This is a genomic window from Tenacibaculum jejuense (assembly GCF_900198195.1).
GTDB lineage: Bacteria > Bacteroidota > Bacteroidia > Flavobacteriales > Flavobacteriaceae > Polaribacter > Polaribacter jejuensis.
Map to the genome: position 1 here is coordinate 4276233 of NZ_LT899436.1, position 14680 is coordinate 4290912.

Annotated in this window: 10 protein-coding genes; 5 read left to right on the top strand and 5 right to left on the bottom strand. The window is 31.6% G+C overall.

The features are described 5' to 3' along the window. Positions 1–52 precede the first annotated feature (52 nt). Both AQ1685_RS18770 and AQ1685_RS18775 read right to left on the bottom strand, forming a co-directional pair. Positions 53–3823, bottom strand: coding sequence for an Ig-like domain-containing protein (locus tag AQ1685_RS18770; protein WP_231970212.1), 3771 nt, complete (start codon positions 3821–3823; stop codon positions 53–55). Positions 3824–4076: 253 nt separating this feature from the next. Continuing rightward, positions 4077–4667, bottom strand: coding sequence for a carboxymuconolactone decarboxylase family protein (locus AQ1685_RS18775; RefSeq protein ID WP_095074622.1), 591 nt, complete (start codon positions 4665–4667; stop codon positions 4077–4079). A 59-nt stretch (positions 4668–4726) separates the two neighbouring features. Between AQ1685_RS18775 and AQ1685_RS18780 the strand changes: the two genes are divergently transcribed. From AQ1685_RS18780 to AQ1685_RS18790, 3 genes are read left to right on the top strand one after another with little or no spacing between them, the layout of a single operon-like run. Next, complete coding sequence (locus AQ1685_RS18780; RefSeq protein ID WP_095074623.1) at positions 4727–5149, top strand: OsmC family protein; 423 nt, start codon at positions 4727–4729, stop codon at positions 5147–5149. A gap of 18 nt (positions 5150–5167) precedes the next feature. After that, on the top strand, positions 5168–6853 hold the full coding sequence (gene recJ / locus AQ1685_RS18785; RefSeq protein ID WP_095074624.1) for a single-stranded-DNA-specific exonuclease RecJ: 1686 nt from the start codon (positions 5168–5170) through the stop codon (positions 6851–6853). 52 nt (positions 6854–6905) lie between these two features. Beyond that, positions 6906–7250, top strand: a complete 345-nt coding sequence (locus AQ1685_RS18790) for a hypothetical protein (RefSeq protein ID WP_095074625.1) — start codon at positions 6906–6908, stop codon at positions 7248–7250. 63 nt (positions 7251–7313) lie between these two features. Here the strand turns inward: AQ1685_RS18790 and AQ1685_RS18795 are convergent, their stop codons facing one another. From AQ1685_RS18795 to AQ1685_RS18805, 3 genes are all read right to left on the bottom strand, one after another. Next, on the bottom strand, positions 7314–7841 hold the full coding sequence (locus AQ1685_RS18795) for a hypothetical protein (protein ID WP_157730286.1): 528 nt from the start codon (positions 7839–7841) through the stop codon (positions 7314–7316). Between the two features lie 17 nt (positions 7842–7858). Further along, entirely contained in the window at positions 7859–8974 is a 1116-nt protein-coding gene (locus AQ1685_RS18800; protein WP_157730287.1) for a M23 family metallopeptidase, read from the bottom strand. A 294-nt stretch (positions 8975–9268) separates the two neighbouring features. Beyond that, entirely contained in the window at positions 9269–10312 is a 1044-nt protein-coding gene (locus AQ1685_RS18805; RefSeq protein WP_095075122.1) for an endonuclease/exonuclease/phosphatase family protein, read from the bottom strand. 153 nt (positions 10313–10465) lie between these two features. On the opposite strand from AQ1685_RS18805, the gene AQ1685_RS18810 reads away from it, so the two are divergent. Both AQ1685_RS18810 and AQ1685_RS18815 read left to right on the top strand, forming a co-directional pair. Continuing rightward, positions 10466–13234: a carboxypeptidase-like regulatory domain-containing protein gene (locus AQ1685_RS18810; RefSeq protein ID WP_095074628.1), complete on the top strand. Its 2769-nt coding sequence runs from the start codon at positions 10466–10468 to the stop codon at positions 13232–13234. A 24-nt stretch (positions 13235–13258) separates the two neighbouring features. Beyond that, positions 13259–14659: a DUF5689 domain-containing protein gene (locus AQ1685_RS18815; RefSeq protein ID WP_095074629.1), complete on the top strand. Its 1401-nt coding sequence runs from the start codon at positions 13259–13261 to the stop codon at positions 14657–14659. Positions 14660–14680: the final 21 nt, after the last annotated feature.

Below are 14680 nucleotides of genomic sequence, written 5' to 3' on the forward strand. Positions count from 1 at the left end.
CTTGTTAAAACTCAGCCTAAAATATGGGTTCAATTTACTGAATTACAATACTTTATTTTTTAATATATTTTTCTACCGCTACTGTTTCTTTAGCGTCGTTTTTAAACTTTAAATAATACATTCCGTTTGATAAACCTTCAATACTACCATAACCATCTACCAATTTAATTGTACGAATTAAAGCTCCGCTTAAGTTGATAACATCAACAAAATGTAGTTTTAAAAGATGAGTATTGTTTACTGCAAATCTACCATTACCAATGTTGTATTTTAAAATAGTAACATCACCTTCTTCCAACGTTTCTTCAGCTACGCTTAATGTACTTGTTGTTCCAGAAAATTTAACTTCTGCTAAGCCCATAGATTGAAAAGCACTGTTGAAAGGATTTAAAATAGTAAACTTTACCAATTTTACTCCTTCCTTTTTAACATTGAAGTTTTGAGCAAAGTTCCCTCCAGGATAGATAGCTATTTTGGTTGCGTAGGTTAAGTCATCAATATCATCTGTTGTAGCTGTATAAATTTCTATATCCCTTAATCCTGTTTTAACCGATTGTGTAGCGCTATTCCAATTCCATAAATGAACTTGATCAATGTCTTTAGCTTCGCCTAAATCAAAAATAATTTCACCAGAAGTATAACCTCTTTCTGTAAACCACATACTACTTTCATCTTCATCGTGCACAGTTCCTGGTGTTATAACTCCTTCTGAAAAACCAGAATCATTAATTAAATTCTCTGCTACAGATGGATTTCTTTCTGTTGGGAAACTTACTATTGAAGCAGGTGAAAATAAACCTTCTTTATCTCCTGCAAAATCATGGAATGTTAACTTCGGATTTTTAATTTCTATCGGATATGCATTTGGTAAAATACCTTGATCGTTAAAAAAGTCATGAATTCTATTCATAATACTCGCAAACCACTCAGACTTATCCGCAAAACCATGAACTTGCTCACTACCTAACCATAAACTGGCTGGTACACCTTTGTAATGTAAATATTGTACCATTTGGTGTGCTTCTGACACTCTTCCATCATTGGTTCCTGAAAAGCATATTACTGGAGGAAAATCTGCCCCATACACTTTGTGAGTAATAGGATCTGTTAACTTAGCAATCTCTTCTCCCCAATCTTCTTTTATCTCGTTATAATCATCTGTTGGTATTTTTATAGCCGGATCTATTAAAAAGAAAGCATTTGGTTTAGGAGATACACTTAAATCATCGTTAGTATCATCTAAACCTTCAGATAAAAAAGTAGACATTGCAATATGCGAACCTGCCGAGGCACCTGCCGCTGAAATTTCATTCGGATTAATTCCTAACATAGCACTATTAGATCGTACCCAACGCATAGCACTTCTAGCATCTAAAACACAACTCTCCACACTTCCGTAGGTATAAGAAACAGATATTGCAACCATTCCTTGAGACGCTAAATAATTACACCACGGAAACATTTGAAAATACGATCCAGACACCCAACTACCTCCATGAAACATAACAATTGCTTTTCTATTGTCAGCATTTGTCCACGATTCAGGATAATATACTCGTAAACTTACATCTTCACCACCCGTTTGCTTATACACAAACTCCTGATAAGTAGCATCGTTCACTGTAGGCGTTATAATCATTTTAACTGTTGCCGTAAAACCACCATCTTCAGTAGTTGCACTAAGTATCACTTCGCCTACATTCAATGCTTTTACCAATCCGCTAGCATCAATAGTAGCGATACTTTCATCACTAGATGCCCATGTATAATTTGTATTAGTAGCATTGTACGGTCTGATAATTGGTGGCAATAACAATAATTCATTTCCTTGATCTATAGTTAAAAACTTTTGTTCTTCAGCAACAAAAACACCCGTTACCGCTACTGTATTATCTGCTTCTGCTAACACAACAATATTACTTTCAGCTTCAAATCCTCCATCTTCAGTAATTGCTTTAATCGTAACATTTCCTGTGGTTAAAAAAGTTAACTTCCCCGTTGCATCTACTGTTGCTACTGCTTCATCACTAGAAGTCCAAGTAACATTTGTATTGGTTGCGTTTGTTGGTTGAATAATTGGAAATAATTGTAACTCTTTATTTTTTTCTATGGATATATTCTCTTGATCTTCATTAAAAGCTACCGAAGTCACAGCTACAGTTGCACCAGTATTAATTTCAAATCCTTCTTTAATCCATCTATTAATTTCAATAGCTGTATATTCATTTTTCCAGTTATGCATATTTAACTTACGAAGATTCTTATAAAAAGTTTCTAAAGAATCCAATCCTAACACTTCAGTAATGTATCGTTCAAAAGATCTATCAGGATCTACATAATTTGGTAATGTTGTATTCGTTATCTCTTCTGATGTCTTGTCTTTCCAATCAGCAATACTTTGTAAATCTCTTTGAATATATAAAGATGGAGTTGTTCCTTGTCCAGAATAAGTGTTTTCTGAAAAAACTAAATCTTCGGATGCAAAAGTTCTATTTACAAAAACATGCTTCGAACCATCGTGGGTATTGTGCACAATGTTATTGCTTAAAGTACTGTTTGTAAATTCACTTCTATCTAAATAAATATAATTGGTCGATTTTAAATTGTAAAGTATGTTGTTTTCAATTTGCACATCTTTATTCTCTCCTCTTAAATACATTCCAATTCCAAAATGAGAAGCTTCATTTACATTTTGGTGTACAATAAAGTTGTATTTAAAAATTCCATTTTCCCAATCATCAATTTCAATAGCCCAACCTAAAGTTCTATTTGTTTGTTTAGATTCTCCTAACGAATTAAATACGTTGTCATTTACCAATAAGTTTTTAAATCGATAAGCACCTGTACGCACATTACCTCCTAACGAAATTCCTATTTCACAATCGTAATAAAAGTTGTTTGTAATGGTAATATCTGTACTACTTCCTTCTCCTTTATTCGCTGTAAATTTTGCTCCAATACTACTTGGTCTGTAAAAAGAGTTACCGTCAAACACCGTATTTTTTACGGAACTAAAGTATAAATTGTGATTAAAAATAGTAGCCTGACCTCCATTTTGATCGTTATTACCAGCTAACGATTTTTGATACCATCCGTTATGGTCAAAGATATTTTCTTCTAATGTTATATCGTTCACCTGCTCTGTAAAAATCCCCGATGAATGACTATCAGCAGCATAACTATCAAAAAACAAATTTCTTCTTAATCTAATATTGGTTACTCCACCTAATTCTTTTGAAGAAATATTACATCCTTCGGTAAAACGAAAAGCACAACCTTCTACCAACACATCATTTACAGTTCCTGCAGAAGCTGCGTAAATAAAAAATCCTGGTATATTTCCTTTAAACGAAGTAAACTCAACATCGTTCGGATCACTTTTCTTTGCATAAAATTCAATTCCTATTACATAAAAGTGATTCAATTCACCTAAACTTCTAAATCCTATTTTTCCATCTAATAAAATTAAAGGCAATTCTTTTGAAGTTCCGTAGGTTGCATATACAAAAGGTGCAGTTGCTGATGCTCCACTTTTAGGTTCTAATGTTTCTGTAAAAGTATCTCCTCTCTTTAAAAGAATCCACGCTGCTTCTCCGTCAGTAACATTGGTTAGCGCTTCTTTTATTGTTTTAAACGCTTTTATTGATCCGCTAGGCAAAAAAGGATCAGCACCCACTGCTCCATCTGTATGAGCATATACTTCGGCGGTATCATCGTCTCCTTCTTCGCTACTAACATATATAATTTTAGAAGCGTTCTCGGCATTTAATTTTGTCCAACCATTACTGTCTATAGTTTGTGAAAAAAGATGAAAGCTATTCATAAATAGTATTAAATAGCTAATTTTCGATAAAAGTTTCATAGGGATTATTATTAACATGTAAACTACTGTTTCTTATTTCATTAGTAAACTTATAGCTACAATTATTTTATAATTTTAATGGTACAAGAATAAAGTATTACCAACTAGTGTACTACCCTGTTTTCAGGGAATTCTTTTACCATAAAAAAACCTTTGTTTATTGTAAATAAACAAAGGTTTTTAGAACTTAAGTATTTTAGTTTAAAATGTAATCTTAAACATGCTTCCCTTTATTCCATCCATGCTTACCTAAGTATTGTTCTCCACTTTCTACAGCTCCATCTTCAATACTTGTTCCCATTGAATCATTCCATCTATTTAAATATCCGAATAAAGAAATCACACCTAACATCTCTACAATTTCTCCTTCATCCCAATATTTATATAATTCTGTTTTTACGGCTTCATCCACATTATTTGGTACTCCAGAAGCTGCTAAAGAAAAGTCTAATGCTGCTCTTTCTGCATCAGAAAATGCAGGATGCGTTTTATATTCCCAAATATTATCTAACTTTTCTTGTTCTGCTCCGTAACGCTCAGCTGCTCTAATTGCATGTGCTTGGCAATATCTACAACCTGTAGCATTACTGCTAACCCATGCGATCATTCTTTTTAAGGCAGAAGTTACGCGACCGTGATTAGCCATCACTGCTTTGTTTAAGTTAATAAATGCTTTAGAAATCTCTGGTCTTCTTTGCATTGTAAGTATCGAATTAGGACAAAATCCTAACGTTTCATTATAGAAATCTGATAACCTTTTTGTCTCCTCGTCGTGATTAGGATCTAAGGGGCTTACTAATGGCATAATTTATTTTTTATTTAAGTAATTTTGTAATTTAATACAAGTAACAAAAAAAATCTCATATGGCATCTAATATTATAACAACAGAGTGGAAGAAAAATTTATTATTCAAAAGTGATAATCCAAATGGCGCTCAAGTTTTGATGGACACTTCATATGCTAACGGTGGAAATGCGGTTGGAGCTTCTCCTAAAGCTTTAATGTTATCTTCTTTGGCCGGATGCTCTGGATTAGACGTAGTTATGATTGCTGAGAAAATGCGTGCTCCTTTTGAAGATTTAAAAATTATTGTTGAAGCTAACTTGACCGACGAACATCCTAAATACTATGATAAAGTTCATGTAAAGTATATTTTTGAGGGTAACAATTTAGATTCTGAGAAACTAACTAAAGTAGTAAACCTATCTATTGATAAATATTGCGGAGTTATGGAAATGTTTCGTCAATTTTCAAAAGTAACTACAGAAATCGTCTTCAATGACTAACAACGTGATTTTTTCGCTATGAAATGGACTTTAAAGCCCAAACCTGATTTAAATACTGTAAATACTTTAGCTAACGAATTAAATGTAGATATAAAACTGGCTGAAATCTTAGTCCAAAGAGGAATTAAAACTTTTAATGAAGCTAAACATTTTTTTAGACCTTCATTAGAAGATCTTCATGATCCCTTTTTGATGAAAGACATGCATGAGGCTGTTTCTAGAGTTGAAAAAGCAATAGAAAATGGGGAGAAGGTTTTAATTTACGGTGATTATGATGTTGATGGAACTACATCTGTTTCATTAATGTATTCGTATTTGAAGAATATTCATCCGTATTTAGCAACTTATATTCCTGATAGATATAAAGAAGGTTATGGTGTTTCATTTGCAGGAATAGATTTTGCTCATGATAATGAATTTTCTTTAATCATTGCTCTCGATTGTGGAATTAAAGCTATTGAAAAAGTAGCTTATGCTGAAGAGAAAGGAATAGATTTTATTATTTGTGATCATCACAAACCAGGAGAAAAAATACCTGATGCCGTTGCTGTATTAAATCCGAAACGAATAGATTGTGAATATCCTTACAAAGAACTTTGTGGATGTGGTGTTGGATTTAAATTAATTCAGGCAATAGCACAAAACAAAAAGCAAACTATAAACGATTTACTTCCCTTTTTAGATCTAGTTGTTACTGCTATTGGAGCGGATATTGTTCCTATGACTGGTGAAAATAGAGTTTTAGCATATTATGGTTTAAAAGTGATAAATACCACTCCTCGTATTGGTATACAAGCTTTAACGCAACACATAAATAAAAAAGAACTTTCTATAACTGATGTTGTTTTTATTATAGCTCCTAGAATTAATGCTGCTGGAAGAATTAAACACGCTAGCTACGCTGTTGATTTGTTAATCTCTGAAGATCTGGATTTAGCAAAAAATATTGCAAAAGAAATTGAGGAATTTAATGCACATAGAAAAGAGTTAGATAAGGAAATTACAAAAGAAGCTTTACTTCAAATAGAAACAAATAATGAAGAACATAATTACACCACAACTGTTTACGATGAAAATTGGCATAAAGGTGTTATTGGAATTGTTGCTTCTAGACTAACTGAAACATACTATCGCCCTACAGTAGTTTTTACTAAAAGCTGTGAATTTTTAGCTGCTTCTGCAAGATCTGTTAAAGGTTTTGATGTTTATAATGCTTTAGATGCTTGTTCAGAATATATTGAACAGTTTGGTGGGCATAAATATGCTGCTGGATTATCTATAAAACCAGAAAATTATAATGCTTTTAAAGCAAAATTTGAAGAAGTTGTAAAAAATACGATTCAAAAAGAATTATTAGAACCTGAAATTGAAATTGACGCAGAATTACATCTTAGTAATATTTCTCCTAAATTTTACAGAATTATAAATCAGATGGCTCCTTTCGGCCCATTAAATAGGAGACCTATTTTTCAGTCTAACTCAGTTAGAGATAATGGTTATGGGAAACAAGTTGGACAAGATAAAACTCATCTAAAACTTACTGTTTTTCAAGGAAATCCTAAAAACTGTATTGGAGCAATCGGCTTTAGTTTAGGAAATAAAATAGCACATGTACAACAAGAGTTTGATATTGTTTATCAACTTGATGAAAATACATGGAATGGAAATACATTCATACAACTTCAATTGAAAGATTTAAAATAACTTATTTAGATTAAATAAAAATAATATATTTGTTCTATAAAAAACAAACACTATGGAACAAATAAAAACTGTATACACGAATGATATTGGTATTTCATTCCAATGGGTAAATTCATGTAAACAATTAACACAAGTTATATTTAGAGATACTGGGTTTCACTTAACAACAAATGAAATTGAGCTTTTTTTAGAGCAAACTATTGATGCTAAAAGACAAAAGAAATGTAGTGAATGTATGGAAAGTAGAAACTGTAGATCTTTATTACTTCGAACTCCATCTAACAAAGTAAGTTTAGCAGTTTCTATGGTTGATTTAGGTCAAATCGAAGATTTACTAAAAGGAACGTTATTTCAATTAAAATTCAATGATTATATCGAAGAAATTTGTAAAAATTGAATAAAATAGGCTAACTATTCATTAGCTAGCCTATTCACGATATAAAAACAAAAAACACTTCCTTTAGTTATTAGAACTGTAGGAAATTGTTTTAATTCTATTAGTTAAAGCATCAAATTTTACAAAAATAGTTGCCCCAACTTCATGATCTTTTAGTACAATTACCTTACTTCCGTCATTTTCTTTCGTTACAATAAAACCTTCAAATTTTGAGCTTGTTAAACTATCACCAATGTTAAAAACAATTGACTTAAAAACTATACTTGATTTTTTTATCTCAAAAGATTCTAAGTCATATTCACCATCTTCATCCTCATCACTGAAATAAAACTTATAAAAATCATTTTCAAATCTTTTAAGACCATATCCTAAACTAGACTGTTCAACATTAAATTCCTCATTTAAAAGATCTTCTATCTTTTCTTTACTTCCATTTGTTTTTAATACTTCATTAAACTTATTACCTTTAATCAGAATAGATTCATAATCTTGAATTTCTATATTATTCTTCACACTACTAGTTATTTGAGCATGAACATCACCTAAACAACTAAGTACCAAAACGGTTATTAAAATTTTTATAGCTTTCATATTTTCTCTCTTTATATTTAATTTGAACACGGTTCTTCTACTTTTCCTGTATTTTTATTAATCTTTGTTTTTAAATGGTTTAAAGGATCAACTATTTTTCCATTTTCTTTGATTTTTAAGTGTACATGAGATACTGCAAATCCACTTTGTATCGCTCCTTTTAAATTACCTGAATCTCCTTGATAACCTACTATCGCTCCTTTTTTAACTTTACCTAAAGCTCTATTCTTTTCTTGCAAATGAAAATATTGAACCAGTACTTCTTTACCATCAACTACAGATGAAATTGCCACTATATATCCAGCCTTAGGAAACCAATGTTGTGTAACTGTTCCGTCGTAAAGTGCAAAAACCGGACTTCCGTAATTATTCTTTAAATCTACTCCGCCATGAAATTTAGGTAACAACCCTCTTCCATTAGGGTTTTTCTTTTTCCTAGTATTTCCATACATCCCTCCTTTTGTTCCAGAATTTTTCTGTGGCGCAATTTCAGGATTTACAACAGGATCACCATCACAAGGTTTTTCCACACAATTTCCAGACTTATCTTTAACTTTTCCATTCACGCAAGGAGTAAAAGCTGAATTATTCCCTCCTCCACCTCCACTTGCGTTAGAAGTTACGTCTGTAATAGAAGCTCCATGACCAAAAAGTGATAATATTGGTATTGGGCTAGACGAACTAGAATGACCGCCAATCACAACTTCTTCTAAATGATTGTTACAAAACTTAGAGTTAGGATTTAGCTTTTCATCACAATCATCATCGTCATCCTGAAAAAAACTAATGAAAGAAAATAAACTTGCTTTTTGAATTTTCTCTTGTACTATTAATCTATGAGATACCTTACCGTCACTAATTTTATAAGCATCAAAAAATGTCCCATCATAAGTATGATAATAAATGTTTCCGTCATTTAAATTTCCATTATTACTACTATGCTCTTCTGTAGTTTCTATTAATGAAATTTCTTTACCATTTACTTCAATAAAAATCAATCGACTTTTAAAAGGAATATTGACATTTAATGCTACTTGTACATTGGTTAACAAAGCATCTGTAAAGTCTACATCTAATTGACTTAAAGTACTCCAATTAGGTGTAATAGTAAATCGTTTTTCTCCTTTTCTCAAAAACAAATGGTCCGTTTTATTGTTTTGATCAGAATTTAGATCAAAAATTTGTTTAGCCCTTGAAATGGAGACTGTTTTGAAATTGAGTTCATTGATTGATTCCAACTCGAGCTCTTCTTCATTACAGCTCGAAAAAAATAAAACTGTTCCTAAAAAACAAAGGAACAGTTTTATATAATTTAACTTTTCTTTTAGCATTTTTTTATTTTTTACTTTTTCAAGACAAAAATAGTTATGCTAAAAAAAACATGAGTTCGGGTTACCCACACTTTTGGTGTGGGAAAACCGAACTTTTTATTTCTCTTTTATCAAATATAAGTAGACTGGGTAGTGATCACTATAACCCCCAGAGTACTGTCCGTTAGAAAAACTTCTAAAAGGATACCCTTTATATCTACCTTGCTTTTGCATTAAAAAACGCTTATTAAAAATACCTGACTTAAACATTTTATAAGTTGAAAAATCTTTTCTCCCTTTCTTATTTAATAATGGAGCTGTAAACATAATCTGATCAAAAAGGCTTAAATTATCTCTATATGCAGTTGTATTTAATCCCTTCTCAAACATGTTTTCGTAAGGATTAAATACATCATTTTTAGTAACATCTTCTTTGTCAGATTTTGTCTTTATAACCTCTTTGAAAGACTTATTCATAGGATCATCATTAAAATCTCCCATGATAATGATTTTCGCATCTTTATCATTCTCTCTGATCTTTTCCATAATTTGAGTCACTTTATAAGCTGCTTTTTCTCTTAATGGACTACTTTTAGCTTCTCCTCCTCTTCTTGAAGGCCAGTGATTAACAAGAATATGTACTAACTCGTCATCTAAATATCCAGATACCCAAAGAATGTCTCTTGTGTATATTTTCTTATTATTTGAATAGATATTAGGATTTACTGCTTCAAAATGTACAGGTTTAAAATACCTTTGTTGATACAATAAAGCTACATCAATTCCTCTTTTATCGGGAGAGTCGAAATGAATAATTCCATAACGCTTCTTTTTTAAGTGTTTGTTTTTCACTAAGTCCTCTAAAACTTGTTTATTTTCAATCTCTGCTACTCCTAAAATAGCTGGACTAGTTTTAGCTTTCTCTGCTCCTAACTCACTAATTACCTTACCTAATTTATCAATCTTGTCCCAGTATACTTTAGATCTTCCTGCTTTTAGTTCCATCATTGGACTAAACTCATCATTTTTAGTTGTATCATTAATAGTGTCAAATAAATTTTCAACATTATAAAATGCTACAGTTCTAATCTTGTACTCTTTTTGAGCGCTTACAGAAAACACACTCAATACAGAAACTAATAGTACTATTAATTTTCTCATGAAATTATTTTTTAACGGCACAAAAGTAAAAACAAATTTCAAGCCAATTCCCTGATTGTGTATAATATTCTTATTTGTTAATATTAACTTAACATTAACACTTTTAAAAAAAACTAAGTTTGCAGGCATTTTTTTTAAAAAATATAAACTTTTATGAAACAAATTATCTTAACAGTATTGTTTTGCTTTACAATATCTTATGGAGCACTAGCACAAAATACTGTAAAAGGAGTTGTTAAAGATAGCGACTCAGAAAAGGTACTACAAGGTGTTTCAGTCAGTATTGAGGGCAGAGATGAAAGTCAGGTTACTAACATTGATGGGACATTTGCTTTACAAAATTTACCTGACGGAAAATTTATTGTTACCTTAAAAAAAGTAGGTTATGAAACTCAGAATTACCCTGTTACATTATCAGGCAGTGTAATTAATCTAGGAGACATTTTTATGTACGTAGACGAGTTTTCTGACAACCAAGATTTAAGTACTATTATTATTGCCGATGATGAATTAAACGATGATAGTAGTGCTGCAGACAATATTTCTAGTTTATTACAATCATCTAGAGATGTATACTTACGTGCTGCAGCTTTCGAATTTAGTGCGGCTTTCTTTAGAATTCGTGGTTTAGATTCTGATAATGCAAAGTTATTGATTAACGGAATCGAAATGAACAAATTAGAAACTGGTCGTCCTGAGTGGGCTAACTGGGGTGGATTAAATGATGTTTTAAGAAATCAAGAATTCACAAATGGTTTAGCTCCATCAAATTATACATTTGGTGGTATTTTAGGTTCTACACATATTAGCACTAGAGCTTCTCAATATAGAAAAGGAGCGAGAATTTCTTATGCTTCTTCTAACAGAAGTTACAGACATAGAGTAATGGGAACATATTCATCTGGATTATTGAAAGACGGATGGGCTTTTTCTGTTTCTGGTACCAGAAGAGCTGGAAGCGAAGGTTTTGTTGATGGAACTTCTTACGATGCTACTTCATTATTTGCATCTGTAGAAAAAGTTTTTAATGATAGTCATAGCTTAAACTTGACTTCGATTTTTGCTTCTAATAAAAGAGGAGTTGGTTCTCCAAACACTCAAGAAGTTACAGATTTAAGAGGTATTCGTTATAATTCAAACTGGGGATTCCAAAATGGAGAAATCAGAAATTCTAGAATTAAAGACGTTGAAGAACCTTTTACAATGTTAAGTCATTACTGGAAAATAAACGACAGAGTAAACTTAAATACGAACGTTTCTTATCAATTTGGAAAGATAGGTAGAAGTAGAATTGATTTTAACGGAGGTCAAAATCCTAACCCAACTGACTTTAGAAACTTACCAAGCTTTTGGATAGATGAGGGTGATTTAGCAGAAGCTTTTGAAGCTGAACAACGTTTTTTAAATGATGGGCAAATCGATTGGGAAGAAATTTACAGTGCTAATATTAACAACTCTCAGCAAGGTATAGATGCAGCATATGTTTTAAACGAAGATAGAGTCGATGATGATATTTTTAATGTAAACACGATTTTAAACGCAGATCTTACAGATAACATTACACTTAATGGTAAATTACAGTATACAAAATTAGAGTCTGAACGTTTTGCTAATGTTTTAGATCTTTTAGGAAGTACTACTGGTTATTTGGATATTAATAGATTTGGTTCTATTGGAGATCCTGAAAGACAAAGTGACTTATTAAACCCAAATAGAATTGTACAAGAAGGAGACCGTTTTAAGTATAACTACATCATCAACTCTGAAGTGATGAATGGTTTCTTACAAGCACAGTTTAAATACAACAAAGTAGATTTTTATATCGCTGGGGATATTACTAGAACTTCTCACCAAAGAGAAGGATTGTACCAAAGTGGACGTTTTGAAAATAATTCATTTGGAAAATCTGAAAAACAAGAATTCACAACTTTTGGTGTAAAAGGAGGTATTACTTATAAATTATCTGGTAGACATATCTTAGATTTCAATGCTGGATATTTAGAAAAAGCACCAACCATAAGAAATACATTTACTCAAATTAGAGAAAGTAACTTAATTACAGAAGGATTAGATACTGAAAAGATTTTATCATTTGATGCTAGTTACATCATCAGATCTCCAAGATTTACATCTAGAGTTACTGGATATTTTTCTCAAATTACTGATGATATCGACTCTAACTTCTTCTTTTTCCAATCTGATTTATTTGATAGTTTCGTACAAGAAACTGTTACTGGAGCAGACAAAAGACACATGGGAGTTGAATTAGGTTTTGAATACAAATTAACTTCTACATTAAACTTAAAAGGTGCCGCTAATATTGGAGAGTACTATTATAGCAATAACCCTGATAATGTTCAGTTTTCTGCTGAAGACACAGAAACAGCTAGAGCTCAAGGTTTTGTTAATGGAGTACAAAGTTTTGGAACAACATACTTAAAGAATTATAGATTAAACTCTGGTCCACAAAAAGCATACTCGTTAGGTATCGAGTATCGTGACCCAGATTATTGGTGGGTTAGTTTAACTGGTAACTATTTCGACGATACTTACATTGGTGTAAGTCCAGTATTAAGAAGTAGTGCTTTCTTTACTGATAACGATGGTTTACCTATTAATAATTACGATCCAATCGAAGCTAAAAGATTATTAGAACAAGAAGAATTTGGTGGATATTTTATAGCAAATGCTATTGGTGGAAAATCATGGAAAGTAAGTAAAGACAACAAATACATTGGTTTTACTTTAGGAATTAGCAATATCTTTAATCAACAGTTCAGAACTGGTGGTTTTGAACAAGCAAGAACTGGTGGTTTCAATCAATTAAGTGAAGATTTCAACAGATCTAAGCGATTATTTGGTCCAAGATATTGGTTTGGTAGAGGTACAAATTACTTCTTTAACGTTTATTACAGATTCTAAAACATAAAAAAATACATTTCAATTATGAAAATTAATTCAATTAAATTAATAACTGTAATCTTAATTACATTATTACTATCATCTTGTGTTGATGATAACTTTGAAGTACCAACGCCATCTGGCAACGAGGAAAACAGTGAGTTAAGCATTATATTAGGTAATATCGCGAGTGAAGCTGACTGGAATTTAGTAACAATTGCTGATCTTAAAGCAAGATTTAACTCTGGAGACGCTCCACTATTAATTAACGAAAATGACGTTGTGAAGGGTTATGTTGTTTCTTCTGATCGTAACGGAAACTTCTTTCAAGAGATTTATATTCAAGATGCTGCCGAAAACCCAACTACAGGTATTAAAGTAGTTTTAAACTTAAGAAACAATTATACTAAATACAATGTAGGTAGAGAGGTTTATATTTATTTAAATGGTTTATACTTAGGAGAAACAAATTCTAGAGATGGTATTATTACTATAGGAGGAAAAATAGATGCAGCAGATAATAATGAAGTTGATGTTATTAGTGAAAACCAATTAAAAGATCATATTTTCCGTTCTGCAGTTACAGAAACTATAGTTCCAAAAACTATCAGTGTAGGAGAAATCAATGATAATGCTGTGGGTACTTTTGTAAGAATTGAAAATGCATTTTTCCCTCCAGCTTTAGATGGTGAACCTATTGTTGATCCAAACGAAGATTTTGACACTCAAAGAACATTATCTTCTTGTAGCGGTGCTGGTTTTTCTAATTTTATTTTAGAAACAAGCTCGTTTGCAAACTTTAGTTCTGTTAAAATGCAATCTCAAACAGGTGGTTTTATTGATGCTGTAGTTACAAAAGATTTTAGAGGTGATAATTTCGTTTTAGTAATTAACGATATAGAAGACATTAAATTTGAAGATACATTATGCCAACCTTTAACTCCTTTTTACAGTCAAGATTTTGAATCATTTGGTTCTACTTCAGATGTTGAAGCTGCTGGATGGACTAATGTAAATGTTAACGGAGGATCTACAACTTTTACTTTAAGAAATTTTGGAGGAAATCAATTCATGCAAGCATCAGCTTTTAGAACTGGTGAAAATCCATTAGAAATGTGGTTTGTATCTCCAGCAATCAATTTAGATAGCAATACTGATGAGGAATTATCTTTTGGCACTAAAACAGGATTTAATAATGGAGCAGCTTTATCAGTTTTAATTTCTACAGATTTTACAGGCGATGTAACTACTGCAACTTGGCAAACGTTAAATGCTACTTTAGCTAACGGACCAAGTAGTGGTTTCCAGTTTGATTTTACAGAATCTGGAGCAATCGATTTATCAAGTTTTAGTGGAGATGTTTATATCGCTTTCAAATATTTAGGAGGTGACGGTGATGTTACTACTACTTTTCAAATTGACAATTTAACTATTGTTGGTAACTAATAAAAGTCTTACAGTTTATAC